The organism is Streptomyces sp. NPDC051243, from assembly GCF_044455405.1.
GTDB lineage: Bacteria > Actinomycetota > Actinomycetes > Streptomycetales > Streptomycetaceae > Streptomyces.
Map to the genome: position 1 here is coordinate 134,164 of NZ_JBITES010000021.1, position 14,059 is coordinate 148,222.

Genomic DNA, 14,059 nt, shown 5'->3' on the forward strand with positions numbered 1-14,059 from the left:
ACGTGTCCTGGCCGTCAGGTGTCCTGGGCGCTCACGCGTCCAGGACACCTTTTCGGTATCAGGCGCCGAAGGCCTTGTCCTTCCCCTTCACCGGCTTCGCGCCGGCGCGGAGATGGGCGGGCACGAGGTCGATGGCGGGCTCGGAGTACCCGACGGACACGATCCGGTCGCCCTGGTACGTGAAGCTCGTCAGGGACGCGAGCGTGCACTGCCGCTTGCGCGGGTCGTGCCACAGCCGCCGCTTCTCGACATAGCTCCGCACGATCCAGATCGGCAGCTGATGGCTGACCAGTACGGCCTCGTGCCCACGCGCCGCTTCCTTGGCGGAGTCGAGGGCGCCCATCATGCGGATGACCTGGTCGACGTACGGCTCACCCCAGGACGGCTTGAACGGGTTGACCAGATGCTTCCAGTTCTCCGGCCTCTTCAGGGCACCGTCCCCCACGCCGAAGGTCTTGCCCTGGAAGACGTTGTCGGCCTCGATGAGCCGTTCGTCGGTCGCGAGGTCCAGCCCGTGGGTCTTGGCGATCGGCGTCGCGGTCTCCTGGGCCCGCTCCAGCGGCGAGGAGCAGACGTAGGTGATGTCGCGCAAGGCGAGATGCTCGGCGACCCGGTCGGCCATCTGCCGCCCGAGGTCGGAGAGGTGGTAGCCCGCGAGACGGCCGTAGAGGATCCCGTCCGGGTTGGCGACCTCGCCGTGCCGCATGACGTGGACGACGGTGACGTCGCTGTCGCTCTTGTGGACGCCGTCGCTCTTGTTGCTGTCGGTGCTCATGCCGCCGTGGCCTCCGCCGCCGCTCGGGCCGCCGCCGGGAGGGCGTCGGCGATCCGCTGGACGGCCTGCTCGTCGTGGGCCGTGGAGACGAACCAGGACTCGAAGGACGAGGGCGGCAGATAGACGCCCTGGGCCAGCATCGAGTGGAAGAAGGCGGTGAAGCGGAAGGATTCCTGCCGCTTGGCGTCCTCGTAGTTGCGGACCTCCCGGTCCGTGAAGAAGACGGAGAACATGTTGGAGGCGTTCTGCAGCCGGTGTGCGACGCCTTCCTTGGTGAGGGCCTCGGTGACGAGGGACTGGATGGTCTCCGAGACCGTGTTGACCTTGTCGTACGCGGCCTGGTCGAGGAGCCGCAGCTGGGCGAGGCCGGCGGCGGTGGCGACCGGGTTCCCGGAGAGGGTGCCGGCCTGGTAGACGGGCCCGGCGGGCGCGAGGTGGGCCATGACGTCGGCCCGGCCTCCGAAGGCGGCGGCCGGGAAGCCGCCTCCCATCACCTTGCCGAAGGTCATGAGGTCCGGCTTGACCCCGTCGATGCCGTACCACCCGGCGCGGCTGGTCCGGAAGCCGGTCATGACCTCGTCGGAGATGAACAGGGCGCCGTTCTTCCGGCAGGCGTCCTTCAGCCCCTCGTTGAAGCCGGGCTGCGGCGGGACGACGCCCATGTTGCCGGGCGAGGCCTCGGTGATGACGCAAGCGATCTCACCGGGGTAGCGGTGGAAGGCCTCGTGCACGGACTCGAGGTCGTTGTAGGGCAGGACGATCGTGTCGCCGGCCTGGGCGCCGGTGACGCCGGGGGTGTCGGGCAGGGCGAACGTGGCGACCCCCGACCCGGCCGCGGCGAGCAGCGAATCGACGTGCCCGTGATAGCAGCCGGCGAACTTGATCACCTTGGACCGCTGGGTGAACCCGCGGGCGAGCCGGATGGCGGACATGGTGGCCTCGGTCCCGCTGGACACCAGCCGCACCTGCTCGAGCGGCTCGATCCGGTCGACCATCTCCTCGGCGAGCGCGACCTCGCCCTCACCGGGCGTACCGAAGGAGGTGCCGCGCGAGACGGCGTCCTGGACGGCGGCGATGACCTCCGGGTGGGAGTGCCCGAGGATCATGGGCCCCCACGAGCAGACGAGGTCGACGTACTCGCGCCCGTCGGCGTCGGTCAGGTACGGACCGGTGCCGGAGACCATGAACCGGGGGGTACCGCCCACGGCGCGGAAGGCGCGCACCGGGGAGTTCACGCCGCCGGGCGTGACGGCGGCCGCACGGTCGAACAGAGCCTGCGAGGCAGGCGCATCGTATGGATAGGGCGTTCCTGAAGAGGGCGCTTCGCTCATGACCTGCGACTACTCCGACCTTCTCTGACCTTCTCCGATGATCTCGGACTCCGGTTGCCAGTGACCTCCTCAGGGTAGGCCAGCGGGCGGCGACGGCAGCGGGGCACTGCTGACCCGGCGCCCGGCCTGCCCTGCGCCTCCGACCTTCCGTCCGCCCCCCTCCGCTCTTCCGCACCCCCTCCCCCCATCCCCTCCACTCCCCTTCACCCCCGCCCCCCGTCCGCGATCTGCGAGACTGGACGTGATACTCACAGCTCATGCGGGGTGTGATGGTCAGGGACTGAAAAGATCCTGCGGACAGGTGTTTCAGCGCACGTTTCGGCGGGCGGCCGTGGGGGAGGTCACTGACACGATGATCGGGTTGCGCGGCGGGGGCCACGCGTCCTAGAAAAGCAGTCGGGTGGAGATATGCATCGCGGTGGCGGACTGGGCGAGGGGACTGATGACCTGGGTCCTCGACGTGCCCGGCGGGGAAGGCACCGGCGCGACGCGGAGGATTCGAACGAAGCACGTCAGGAACACGTAGTACCGGATATGCCTATGCCGGGTGTTCCCAATGAGTCAGAGCGGGCCGACCGACGCAGTGATCGGCTGAGGGTGAGCAGGAATGGTGGTCGGGTGGGGGTGACGTACAAGTACTTCGGCGCGCCCGACGGCGCGACCGCGGCCCGGGTCCCGATCTCGATGCGCCCCGAGGAACTCGGCGGCGACGAGCTCGGCATGAACGGCATGTTCACCAAGATCAAGCCGGAGACGATGGCCGCGATGGTCCTCACGGGCATCGAGGGCGTCCCCCTGCACAAGGTCCCGCCGCTGGAGCTGGTCGTCCTGCACCCCGACTACGCGGTGGTCAAGCTGCCGATGACGGTGGTGGACCCGCTGCGGGGCATAGGAGAGGAAGCGGTCGGCGCGGCCGCGTTCATCTGGTCCACGGTGCCGGACCGGGGCGGGCCCCGGGACGCGTTCAACGTCTACCAACTGCTGCACGAGTGGCAGGACTTCAGCCATCGGTTGCATGAGGCGGGGCATCAGCCGTACTGCCTTGTGTGGCCCTGACTGGCCCTGAGCGCCCCTGACCTGGGGTTTCGCTGAATTCGGGCGGGGTTCTACGACCCCGCCCTCGTCATGTACCCGGGCCGTGCCAAGCGGCCCCGTATAGCCTGCGCAGGCGATGAGGGAGCAGTCTGAAATGCCTGGGCAAGGGCCGCGCGGCCTGGTCGAGCGGATGGAACACCGCCAGGTGGCCATCTACCTCGGAGCGATGGCCGGCGGAGCGCTGCTGGCGTGGCCGGTCCCGGGCGCCGGCCCCGGCCTGGAGCACGCCATCAACCCCGTCCTCGGCGCGCTGCTGTTCGTCACCTTCCTCCAGGTCCCGGCCGCGGAGTTGTTCCGCTCCCTGCGCGACGGCAGGTTCCTGTCCGCCGCGCTTGTGGTGAACTTCGTGGTCGTGCCGCTGGTCGTCGCCGCGATGTTCGCGTTCCTGCCCGCGGACCAGGCCGTCCGGGCAGGGGTCCTGCTGGTGCTGCTGTGCCCGTGCGTGGACTACGTGATCGTCTTCGCCGGGCTGGCCGGCGGTTCCAGCCGACGCCTGCTGGCCGCAACCCCGCTCCTGCTGGTGGCGCAGATGCTGCTGCTGCCGGGGTTCCTGTACCTGTTCATGGGCTCCGGCCTCGCCGACGTCGTGGACGTCGGCCCGTTCCTGGAAGCCTTCGTCGTCCTGATCGTCGTCCCGCTCGCGCTGGCCTGGTCCCTGCAGGGGTGGGCGGCGCGCCGCCCGGCCGGACGGCGGGTGGCCGGCGCGGCGACCACCACGATGGTGCCGCTGATGGCCGCGACCCTGCTGACGGTGGTCGCCTCCCAGGTGCCCAAGCTCGACGACAACCTCACCGACGTCGCCGCCGTCATCCCGTTCTACGCGGCGTTTCTTGTAGTCATGGCGTTCGCCGGGAAGGCCGTCGCGCGTCTTTTCCGGCTCGACGCCCCGGCCGGGCGGGCGATCGTCTTCACCGGCGCCACCCGCAACTCCCTGGTCGTGCTGCCCCTGGCCCTGGCTCTGCCCGACGCCTTGGCCGTCGCCGCGGTCGTCGTGGTGACGCAGACCCTCGTCGAAGTCCTCGGCATGGTCGCGTACGTCCGTCTCGTCCCCCGCTTGATGCCCGCCACGCAACCGGCCGGGAGCCGGCCCGCCGCACGCTGACCAGCGCCGCCGCCGTGATGGAGCGGTCGGCCGCGCCGGTGCCTGCCGCCCGCTCACTCACTCAGAGCGGCGCGCACCGCCTTGGCCCTCTCCTCTGTGAACACACCGCTGTCCAGCAGGGACAGAACGGACAGCACCCCGCCCGAGGAACCCCAGCTGCCCTCCTCGATCACCCGGAAATTGACCCACCAGCTCGGTGACGGCCGCTCCATCCCGCAGGCCGCCGCGAGCGCGGCCAGCACCCGCTCGATCACCTCGGCGCGGACCTCCGGCTGCCAGGCGGCGTCCATGACCGCCACGTCGATCACCATCACGTCGAGCCCCTGCCCGGCGTCCGCCAGCAGCCGTCCGCCGATGGCCATCATGTCCGGCTCACGTTCGACGAAGTGCACCTGGAATCCGACCCGCGCGGCCGGCGCGAACCGGCCGATCTCGGGGACGAGCACGGCGTCCGTGAGTGTCTCGGCCAGCTCGCGGCGCTGTTCGAGGCTCAGGCGGCCCGTGGGTGTGGTCACGGTGATGATCGTCATCGTGATCTCCTCTTCTATGACGGTCGTTATAGAAGAGGAGGCTACCCCGGTTCTATAACGGCCGTCATAGCGAGGTGTCGCGAACAGATTCAGATCCGGTCCGCGACGATCAGCAGGTAGTGGAAACTGCCCTCCTTGTACGAGGTGAGGAAGGCGTCCTCGATGCCGGTCGCCACGGACGACTTGGCGCGCAGTTCCCAGTACGGGATGGTGTCCGGGGTCAGGTCGACGACCTGGATGGGGACGAGGTTGTTGGCGGCGAGTGCCTTGAAGTACTCGCTGCGGGGGTGGATGTTGCAGGTGTAGTGCTCGTCGATCTTGCTGACGGCCTTGGAGCGCATGCCGGTGACGTCGTTGGAGCACCCGGTGATGCAGACGTAGCGGCCGCCGTACTCCAGAAGGCGGGAGAACTCGGCGAAGAGTTCGGACAGGTCGACGTACATGGTCGTCTCGTTGGTCCAGATCGCGCGGCGCGATCCGGACTCCATGCCGGTGTCGAGCATGTTGCGGAAGTGGAAGCGGACCTTGTCGGCCACACCCCGCTGCGCGGCCTGGTCGTTGGCGAACGCGACCTGCTGCTCGGAGATACTGACGCCGTCGACGTGGCAGCCGAAGCGGGCGTTGGCCATGATGCTGGTGCCGCCGCGGCCGGAACCGGCGTCCAGCAGCCGGTCGTTCGGGCCGATGTCGCCGAGGTGGTCGAGGAGTACGTCGGCCTGGGCCGTCTCCAGTCGGTGCAGTTCCTCGATGACGCGCTGGTCGCGCGTCTCGGCCGGCCCGGTCAGGACGGACGGGTCCCATTCGCCGAGGCCGTAGTGATGGTGGTAAAGGCCGTCGACCTCGCCGAGCTTGATGTTGACGGGGTCCTTCTCCGCGTTCCAGTACTCCGCTACGGACTTCTGGTAGTCGGTGCGCAGGACCTCGCGCATGGCGATGGTTTCCATCTTGGTGGAGATCTTGGACATGGGAAGACGAGTCCTTTGCTCAGGTGGTCTCAGGGGATGGGCGGCGAGGGTGGTTTCAGGCCGCGGCCGCGTCGCCGTGGTAGCGGGCGCTGCCGGCGTGCCACTCCCGGTTGCCGCCGAGCCAGGCCCAGGTGCCGGCCAGGAAGCGGCGCAGTTCCGGGGAGCCGGTCAGGGCGAGGGCGGCCGCCTCGGCCTCGAAGGTGTGCATGAGCTCGTTGTGGATGTCGACGGTGCGGTCGACGGCCTCCTCCAGCGAGCAGCCGTCCTCGGCGACGATCAGCCTCGGCAGGCTGAAGTCCGTCGGATCCTCCTTGCCCATGGAGTAGAGGTCGTTGACGATCACGCTGGCGGTGCCGGCCAGGGTGAACGCCCGGCGGACCCGGGGGTCGGCGAACTCGCCGTAGGGCAGCTCGTAGCCGGCGATCGCGTCGACGAGCACCATGCACGGGATGAAGCTGTTCTCGTGCCGGTGCATCAGGAACTCCCAGACCGGCGGGGTGTGTTGCTGGGTGTGCCAGACCCCTTCCTGGCCGTAGGCGACGAACATGATGCCCAGCTCGTGGCGCAGCCGGCGCACCTGGGAGGTCGTCGCGTACGAGTGGAGGTTGCGCAGGCTGTCCCGCAGGGCCCGGCAGACCGGGTCCGCCGTGACGACCTCCTCCAACTGGCCCGCGTAGGCCAGGGGGAGGTTCGCCTGGTCGATCACCGAGTGGGCGATGGCGAGCCGTTGGCCGAGCAGCTCGTGCCGGGGCTCCTCCACCTCGCAGTCCACGTAGTGGTCGTCCACCGCCCACTCCGACAGCGCGCACTTGGCTGCCGCAAGCAGCCGGTCGGGGTCGTCGGACTCCGGGTGCGCGAGCATGATCAGCCGCCCGAAGTCGGCCTTGCGGATCATGTCGAGCCGGCCGGGGTAGATGCCGATCTCGTCGGCCCACTCGACGAGGCGTTCGGTGACGGTGTCTCCGAGGGCGCGGTCGTCGCGGAGGGCCGGTGGGCAGTGGAGGCGGGGGGCGGGGTCGGCCGGGGGCGGGTTCCGGGCGGGCTGGGGGCTCGGGTTCCGGGCGGGTTGGGGTGCCGGTACCGGCCGGGCGGCCGAGGTGCCGAGGCCGGTGGGGCCGGACGGGAGGACGGCCGACGTGGCAGGCATGCCTACGACGCGGTGAGCACCCTCCGGTGCCGCGCCGCCGTTCGACCCAGCCGTACGGAACGGAGCACTGCCCGTACGCGAGGAGATCCGCACCCCCGTCGTACCGAGCCCCGTGGGGGCGGAGGGGAGCCGCGGACCGCGCTCCGCAGGGGCCGGCGGCCGGGGCGGGGCCGACGCGCCCGCCGAGAGCAGCGCCCGCACCAGCCCCGCCACGTCGTGACCTGCCGCGGGAGCGGCGATCCGGGAGATCAGCGACACCGCCGTCAGCTCCCGTTCGTCCCGTTCGAGCGGGTGACCTGCACGTTCTCCAGGATCCCGAGGGCGTCCGGCACCAGGACGGCCGCCGAGTAGTAGGTGCTGACCAGGTAGGAGATGACCGCCTGCTCGTTGATCCCCATGAACCGGACGTTCAGGCCGGGCTCCACCTCGTCCGGGATCCCCGTCTGGTACAGCCCGATCACGCCCTGGTCGTCCTCGCCGGTACGCATGGCGATGATGGACGACGTGCCCTGCTTGGTGACCGGGATCTTGCTGCAGGGAAGCAGCGGCACCCCGCGCCAGGCGGGCAGATGGTTTCCGTGGAGTTCCACGCCGCCGAAGTAGATGCCCCGCTTGTTGCACTCGCGGCCGAACGCCGCGATGGCCTTCGGGTGGGCGAAGAAACAGCGGGTCTTGCGCCGCATGGCGAGCAGCTCGTCCAGGTCGTCCGGGGTCGGCGGGCCCGAGAAGGTGGAGATCCGCTGGTCGAAGTCGGCGTTGTGGAGCATGCCGAACTCCTTGTTGTTGACCAGCTCGTGCTCCTGCCGCTCGCGCAGCGCCTCGATGGTCAGCCGCAACTGCTGCTGCGTCTGGTTCATCGGCTCGTTGTAGAGGTCGGCGACCCGGCTGTGCACCCGCAGCACGGTCTGCGCCACGCTCAACTCGTATTCGCGCGGGGAGAGTTCATAGTCGGCGAAGGTCTGCGTCAGGGACTGCTCGCCGACGTGTCCCGAGCTCAGCGCGATCTCCGCCTCGCCGGACCTGTTCGTCCTCTGGTGCCCGTTGGAGCTGATCATCTGCACGTGCTCGCGCATTTTCGCGTGCCGGTCGGCGACCGACTTGTACGCCGTCACGGGCAGAGCGAGCAGCGTGGTGGCGGTGAGCGCGCGGGCCGTGAAGTCCCACTTCTGGCCGCCCCCGGCAAGGGTCTGGCCGCCGAAGGTGTCGCCGTCGGCCATCAGTCCGACGACCGACTCGTCGTTGTCGTAGGGGCCGTCGACGATCTTCTCCACCTTGCCGTGCGCGACCAGGTACACATGGTCGGCCTTGCGGCCGGCCTGCACGATGACCTGGCCCGGCTCGTACTCCTTCTGCACGAACTTCTCGGCCAGCGCGCCGAGCGCGTCCCCGTCCGAGAAGCCTCGCAGCAGTGGCAGTTCGCCCAGTTCGGCCGGGACGACCTGGACCTTCGAGCCGGTCTTCACGAACGAGACCCGGCCGTCTCCCAGCGTGTACGACAGCCGGCGGTTCACGCGGTACGTCGCACCCGGCACGTTCACCCAGGGCAGCATCCGGGACAGCCAGCGCGAGCTGATCCCCTGCATCTGGGGCTCGGACTTGGTCGTCGTGGCCAGATTCCGCGCTGCGGCGGTGCTGAGGCTCTGCTGTTCCTGCTGCCCTGCCGCCTGGGCGTCCGGCGCGGTCGCTGTCGCGGTGTCAAGAGACATGACTCTCCCTCATTCCTGTGGGCACGGGGGTTCGGCGGGCTTGAGTGCCCGTCACGCTGCGTGCACAGGACTATCAGGGGTTTGATCACGTTGAGTAATGGTTGCGTACGGCGTGCGATAGTGAACAATGCGGAAAACCCGCGCCCCCGTGCGCCCTTGACAATAAAATCCGCAGGTCGCAGCAAGTGTGAGTCAACATCAACACCGCACCACACCCACAGACGAGACGGGCACGTAGAGTGACACCCGCGCGGCCGCATGCCCCCCCCCCGGCCCGTCGCTCGCTCTCGTGAACAGTGTCATCGCGCTGCCGGGCGGGCAGTTCGTCGATTTTCTCGGCACCCCGGCCGCTGCGAACGACTGGCTCGTGGACCGTGGCCTCACCCCGGTGGACGCCGGCCTGCGGGAGATGTGCGCGGCGCAGCTCCGCTCGCTGCGGGAACAGATCCGCTCCCTGTTCGACGCGCGGGTCGCGGCACTGCCCGCCCTCCCCGCCGCCCTGACCGCCGTGAACGAAGCGCTGACCAGGGTCCCGACGGCCCCCTCCTCCAGCGGGACGAGAAGTCCGGCCCCTACCGTGCCGCCCCGCACCCCACCACCGAGATCGTCGACCACGCCCGCGACCCTTGCCGCCGACGCCGCCGACGCCGCCGACCTGCTCACCTCCCCCGACGCCGAACGCCTCACGGCGTGCGGCTCCGCCCCCCTGCAACCGCTACCTGTTCCGGCACGGCCGCCGGCACTGGTGTTCCACGCGCTGCGGGGACCGCGCCCGCGCGGCCCGCGCCTACGCCCGCCGCACGCGGCCGGCGGCGGGCTGAGCTCGGCGCACCGTTCTCAGGCCGGACGCCCGAACTCAGCCCGGCCACCCGAACTCAGCCCGGACACCCGAACTCAGACCAGAGACTCGAAGATCTCGTCCCAGAACTCGGAGTCGTCCACGTTCAGGTCGTGGCCGATCATGCGCTTGCGCAGGTCGGTGACGGCGGCCGCGCGCACGGTGTCGTCGGCCGAGTCCAGGGCGTCGCCCGCCTCGGCGATCAGCCCGAGGAGCACGGCCAGCACCGGGAGGTCATCGGCGGCCGGTCCCTTCCATCCGGCGCCGTGGTCCCACCCGTTGGGGTCGTAGTGGGTGATGCCACCGTCCGCCGCGCCGAGCATCAAGTGCTGGTCGGACCAGGTGGCCACCGCGAAGCAGAAGTTCGTGGGCGGGGAGTCGTCGTCGGGGTAGCGTTCCCCGTAGATCTCGTCGGCGTCGAACGGTTCGAGCCCGTCCTCGTCCCGCAAGTGCCTGGTGTCGATCCCCACGACGTCGAGGCGGACGGCGGGAAAGCCGACCGTGAGCAGGAACTCCCTCGACGGGCCATGGGTCAGCTCGGCCGGCAGAGCGCTCTCGTCCGGTCGCCAGAGCGATCCTTCGCCCAGCCGTTCCTCCAGCCACACCGCGTCCGGTATCAGCGGAGTGTCGTTGCTTTTCACTGCGTTGCCCTCATGATTCACGTCGGTCGGTCATTGCCCGCCCCAGTCAATCGCATGGCCCGTTCGTCGGAGGGCTGTCGAATTCGCCGGTTCCCGATCGACGCGACAGTGAAGGCAGTACATCCCAGGAGTTCAGGAGTGCCTCATCGTGACAGTGACCGCGGACATGGCCATCTCCCTCGACGGCTGCATCGCCGGCCCCAATGTCTCCATCGACAACCCGGGAGGCGACGGCGCCGAGCCGCTGTTCGAGTGGATCCACAACCTGGCGAGCTGGCGGCAGCGTCAGGGCATGACCGGAGGGGAGGAGAACCGGGACTCGGAGCTGATGCGCGAGTGGTTCGACGCCACCGGAGCGGTGGTCATGGGCCGGACGATGTACGACACGGGTGAGGACTTCTGGGGCGACAACCCCCCGTTCCGGACCCCGGTCTTCGTCCTCACGCACCGTCCCCGGCCGGCCCTGGTCAAGGAGGGCGGCACCACCTTCACCTTTGTCACGGACGGCATCCACAGCGCCCTCGACCAGGCGAAGGCCGCGGCCGGCGACCGGAACGTCGATATCGCGGGCGGCGCGAGCGTGGTGCAGCAGTACCTCAGGGAGGGGCTCATCGACGAGCTGCAACTGCACGTGGTGCCCGCGTTCCTCGGACCGGGACTGCGGCTCTTCGAGGGATTGCCCGCCGGGCGGCGGAACATCGAACCGGTCAGGATGGTCGCCACGCCACTGGCGACCCACCTGAAGTACCGCTTCGTGAAGTGAGCCGGAGTCAGTCTGAGTCAGCCGGAGTGAGCCGGAGTCAGCCGGAGTGAGCGGCTGCTCAAAGGCGGCGACCGCCCGGCCGAAGCGAACACCGTGCACCACGCCCATGGAGTGCGACTTCGCCGGCGCGGCCGCGATCCGCCACGCCACGGACACGACCTAGCCACGCAGTTCCCCAAGACGCTCGAGGTCGTCCCGCACCGACTCCCGCTCCCGCGCCGTGAGCCGCACCGCGGCGGCCTCGGCGAGCGCGGAGCTCGCGGTCTCTTCGTCGCCGAGGCGTCCGGCGACATCCGCACGCAGCACGAGGAGCCGAAGCAACTGCGTGGGCGTGGGCCGCTCGTCCTCCAGGCGCAACACCCGGTCGATGATCTTCGCCGCGCCCGCCGGGTCCTCCCGGGAGTCCGCGAGGAGGGACGCATGGTGCAGGGCCCGGGAGAACGTTTCCTTCGGCGCGGGCCGGTGGTGCTGATCCTCACTCGTCCGCTGCCCGATCCGGACGCAGTTGCCGCCCGGATCGGTCATGAGGAACAGCCTCGTGCCGTACGGCGTGTCCTTCAGCGGCCCGATGCGCGGCAGCCCGCGGGTCGGGACCCGCCCGTACGCCGCCTTGAGCCCGGTCCGGAAGACCTCGTGCAGCTCATCGACGTCATCGGTCTGGACGTAGCACGTGCTGAACGACTCGGCAGGCTCGTAGTGCTTCATGCCGAAGAAGTGGAGCTGGATGCCGCCGCGCTCCACCACCGCGTACGGGTTGGGGCTCTTCTGCTGGAAGGTCACCTCGAAGCCGAGGGCGGTGTAGAAGTCGAGAACGGGCTGGATGGTCCGGCACGGCAGGATCGGAATGGTCTTCTCACCCATGCAGGCAGTCTAGTCAAACTTGAGTAGTGTGCGGGCGACGTGACCCCGACACCGCTCCCGCGCACTCCGCCCGATCCAGGCCGACCAGATACCGGCCCGGCTCAGCCAGAACCCCCCACCGTGAACCCGATCACCGCCCCACCGCCCTCGCGCCGAAACGCGAACGGCGCTCCCCCGTGGGACAGCGCCACCTCCCGCACGATCGACAGCCCCAGCCCCGAACCGGGCAGCGATCGCGCGTCGGCGGCGCGGTAGAAGCGGTCGAAGACGCGGATCAGGTCGTCCTCGGCGATGCCCGGCCCCCGGTCGAGGACCTCCACCCGAACCGGCCCGGGCCGCGCGGGCCCGGCGATGTTGATCTCGATCGGTGCCGTGCCGTCGCGGTCGAACTTCGCCGCGTTCTCGACGAGGTTGGTCACCGCGCGCTGCAGCAGCCCCGGCCGCCCGTCCGTCGCCGTCTCACCGCTCGCCCGGACCACGATCCGCCGCCCCGTACGCCGCCGGGCCAGCCCCGCGACGTCCTCGGCGATCTCGGCCAGGTCCACCCGCTGGACCGGGCCGGTGTCGGACTGGCCGGCCGCCAGGTCGACCAACTCATTGACCAGGTCGGTGAGTTCGCGGGCCTCCTGGCCGAGGTCCGCCACCAGCTCGTCCCGGGTCTCGGGGGGCAGCTCGTCCATGCGGCGCAGCAGCGAGATGTTCGTACGCAGTGACGTCAGCGGCGTACGCAGCTCGTGGCCCGCGTCCTGCACCAGACGCCGCTGGTCCTCCTCCGACTGCGCCAGCCGACCCAGCATGCGGTCGAAGGCCCGGCCCAGGCGGCCGACCTCGTCGTATCCCGTGACCGGCACCTGGATGCCGAGCCGCCGGGTGCGGGCGACGTCCTCGGCGGCGGCGGTGAGGACGACCAGGCGGCGCGTGATGCGCCGGGCCAGCCACCAGCCGAAGAGCCCCGCGAGCGTCACCACCGCCGCCATCAGCAGCAGGGTCCGCTGCTGCAGCGCCCGCAGCAGGTCCTCGGTGTCGCTGAACTCCTGCGCCACCTGCACCGCGCCCCGTCCGCCGCCGAGCGCCACGGTCGCGACGCGGTAGACGTCGCTGCCGACGTCGACGTCCTTGTGCTGCACCATCCGCCCGGCCGTGCCGTCCCCCGCGATCCGCCGGTCGGCGGCCGTGACCGGCAGCCCCGGACTGCCCGGGTCGACGACCGCGCCGTCCGGGCCCAGCACCTGCACATCGGTCCGGGCGGGCCGTACCAGATCGTGTCCGGGGGCGGAGGAGGAGAAGTCCTCGGTGGTCATCGGCCGCTGCCGCACCTCGCCCCGCAGATCCTGCACGACCTCGTCGAACACGGTCTCCTGGTCGACCCGCACCAGCCGGGCGGCGGCGGTGTACGACAGCAGGCCGACCAGGACGGTGACCACGGCCGTCACGGCCGCGAACGACACGGCGAAGGTGCTGCCGAGCCCCGACCTGCGCCGCCCCCTCAGCAGCCGCTCCAGCCGGCGGCGGGCCGTGCCCACTCAGTCCTCCCGCAGCACGTAACCCACCCCGCGCACCGTGTGGATCAGCTGCGGCGCGCCGGGCTCGTCGAGCTTGCGGCGCAGGTAGCCGACGTAGACGGCGAGGTTCTTGGAGCCGGGGCCGAAGTCGTAGCCCCAGATGCGGTCGTAGATGGTGGAGTGGTCGAGGACGATGCCCGCGTTGCGCACCAGCAGCTCCAGCAGCTCGAACTCGGTCCGCGTCAGCTCCAGCTCACGCGCGCCCCGCCACGCCCGCCGCGCCTGCGGGTCCATCCGCAGCCCGGCCGCCTCGATCAGCCGGCCGGCCGGCTCGGCGGGCTCGGGGGCCTGCTTCGGTACGTCGACGGGGGCGCCGTTCGCCTCGCTGGTGCGGCGCAGCAGGGCGCGCAGCCGGGCGAAGACCTCCTCGACGTCGAAGGGCTTGACGACGTAGTCGTCGGCGCCCGCGTCCAGGCCGGCGATCCGGTCCTGGGTCTCCACGAGCGCCGTCAGCATCAGGATCGGAGTGCGGTCGCCCTCGGCGCGCAGCACCCGGCAGACCTGCAGCCCGTCGATGCCGGGCATCATCACGTCCAGCACGAGCACGTCCGGCGGCGTGCGGTGGGCCTGCGCCAGCGCCTCGACTCCGTCGGCGACCGCGGTGACCTGGTAGCCCTCCAGGGTCAGCGCGCGCTCCAGGGCGTTGCGGATGGCGCGGTCGTCTTCGGCGAGGAGCACAGTCTGGGGCACAGACTCATACTGCCAAGCCGCGGCAGTCGTACGACGTGATGAGCGGCTCACCG

Annotated in this window: 14 protein-coding genes and 1 pseudogene; 5 read left to right on the plus strand and 10 right to left on the minus strand. The window is 70.3% G+C overall.

Annotation, left to right across the window (positions count from 1 at the left end; all coding sequences use genetic code 11):
* Positions 1-58: 58 nt before the first annotated feature.
* Positions 59-775, minus strand: a complete 717-nt coding sequence (locus tag ACIBAG_RS40300; RefSeq protein WP_399112428.1) for a histidine phosphatase family protein — start codon at positions 773-775, stop codon at positions 59-61.
* Complete coding sequence (hemL, locus tag ACIBAG_RS40305; protein WP_399112430.1) at positions 772-2,106, minus strand: glutamate-1-semialdehyde 2,1-aminomutase; 1,335 nt, start codon at positions 2,104-2,106, stop codon at positions 772-774. The genes ACIBAG_RS40300 and hemL overlap by 4 nt, the downstream gene beginning before the upstream one ends.
* Before the next feature lie 618 nt (positions 2,107-2,724).
* On the opposite strand from hemL, the gene ACIBAG_RS40310 reads away from it, so the two are divergent.
* On the plus strand, positions 2,725-3,162 hold the full coding sequence (locus ACIBAG_RS40310) for a hypothetical protein (protein WP_003974483.1): 438 nt from the start codon (positions 2,725-2,727) through the stop codon (positions 3,160-3,162).
* Between the two features lie 133 nt (positions 3,163-3,295).
* Positions 3,296-4,303, plus strand: a complete 1,008-nt coding sequence (locus ACIBAG_RS40315; RefSeq protein WP_399112432.1) for an arsenic resistance protein — start codon at positions 3,296-3,298, stop codon at positions 4,301-4,303.
* Between the two features lie 53 nt (positions 4,304-4,356).
* Here ACIBAG_RS40315 and ACIBAG_RS40320 read toward each other — a convergent pair whose 3' ends face one another.
* The 4 genes from ACIBAG_RS40320 to ACIBAG_RS40335 form a co-directional block, all read right to left on the minus strand.
* Positions 4,357-4,833, minus strand: a complete 477-nt coding sequence (locus tag ACIBAG_RS40320; protein WP_399112434.1) for a 4-oxalocrotonate tautomerase family protein — start codon at positions 4,831-4,833, stop codon at positions 4,357-4,359.
* Positions 4,834-4,922: 89 nt separating this feature from the next.
* Complete coding sequence (locus tag ACIBAG_RS40325) at positions 4,923-5,798, minus strand: geranyl diphosphate 2-C-methyltransferase (RefSeq protein ID WP_399112436.1); 876 nt, start codon at positions 5,796-5,798, stop codon at positions 4,923-4,925.
* Between the two features lie 55 nt (positions 5,799-5,853).
* Positions 5,854-7,203, minus strand: a complete 1,350-nt coding sequence (locus tag ACIBAG_RS40330; RefSeq protein ID WP_399112438.1) for a family 2 encapsulin nanocompartment cargo protein terpene cyclase — start codon at positions 7,201-7,203, stop codon at positions 5,854-5,856.
* Positions 7,204-7,208: 5 nt separating this feature from the next.
* Entirely contained in the window at positions 7,209-8,651 is a 1,443-nt protein-coding gene (locus ACIBAG_RS40335; RefSeq protein ID WP_399112440.1) for a family 2B encapsulin nanocompartment shell protein, read from the minus strand.
* Positions 8,652-8,940: 289 nt separating this feature from the next.
* On the opposite strand from ACIBAG_RS40335, the pseudogene ACIBAG_RS40340 reads away from it, so the two are divergent.
* Together ACIBAG_RS40340 and ACIBAG_RS40345 are read left to right on the plus strand one after the other, a co-directional pair.
* Positions 8,941-9,261 (plus strand): annotated as a pseudogene (locus ACIBAG_RS40340) (ABATE domain-containing protein); the annotation flags it as partial.
* Positions 9,262-9,277: 16 nt separating this feature from the next.
* The gene (locus tag ACIBAG_RS40345; RefSeq protein ID WP_399112442.1) at positions 9,278-9,472 is read left to right on the plus strand and encodes a CGNR zinc finger domain-containing protein; all 195 of its coding nucleotides are present in this window, start codon (positions 9,278-9,280) and stop codon (positions 9,470-9,472) included.
* A gap of 73 nt (positions 9,473-9,545) precedes the next feature.
* Here the strand turns inward: ACIBAG_RS40345 and ACIBAG_RS40350 are convergent, their stop codons facing one another.
* A complete protein-coding gene (locus tag ACIBAG_RS40350) occupies positions 9,546-10,130 on the minus strand; it encodes a hypothetical protein (RefSeq protein WP_399112444.1) in 585 nt (194 codons plus the stop codon).
* Between the two features lie 148 nt (positions 10,131-10,278).
* On the opposite strand from ACIBAG_RS40350, the gene ACIBAG_RS40355 reads away from it, so the two are divergent.
* Positions 10,279-10,893 carry a dihydrofolate reductase family protein gene (locus ACIBAG_RS40355; RefSeq protein ID WP_399112446.1) on the plus strand — a complete coding sequence of 205 codons (615 nt, stop codon included), beginning with the start codon at positions 10,279-10,281 and terminating at the stop codon, positions 10,891-10,893.
* A gap of 159 nt (positions 10,894-11,052) precedes the next feature.
* Here ACIBAG_RS40355 and ACIBAG_RS40360 read toward each other — a convergent pair whose 3' ends face one another.
* The 3 genes from ACIBAG_RS40360 to ACIBAG_RS40370 form a co-directional block, all read right to left on the minus strand.
* Entirely contained in the window at positions 11,053-11,754 is a 702-nt protein-coding gene (locus ACIBAG_RS40360) for a bleomycin resistance protein (RefSeq protein ID WP_399112448.1), read from the minus strand.
* Between the two features lie 101 nt (positions 11,755-11,855).
* Positions 11,856-13,277: an ATP-binding protein gene (locus ACIBAG_RS40365; protein WP_399112449.1), complete on the minus strand. Its 1,422-nt coding sequence runs from the start codon at positions 13,275-13,277 to the stop codon at positions 11,856-11,858.
* A complete protein-coding gene (locus ACIBAG_RS40370) occupies positions 13,278-14,006 on the minus strand; it encodes a response regulator transcription factor (RefSeq protein ID WP_399112451.1) in 729 nt (242 codons plus the stop codon).
* Positions 14,007-14,059: the final 53 nt, after the last annotated feature.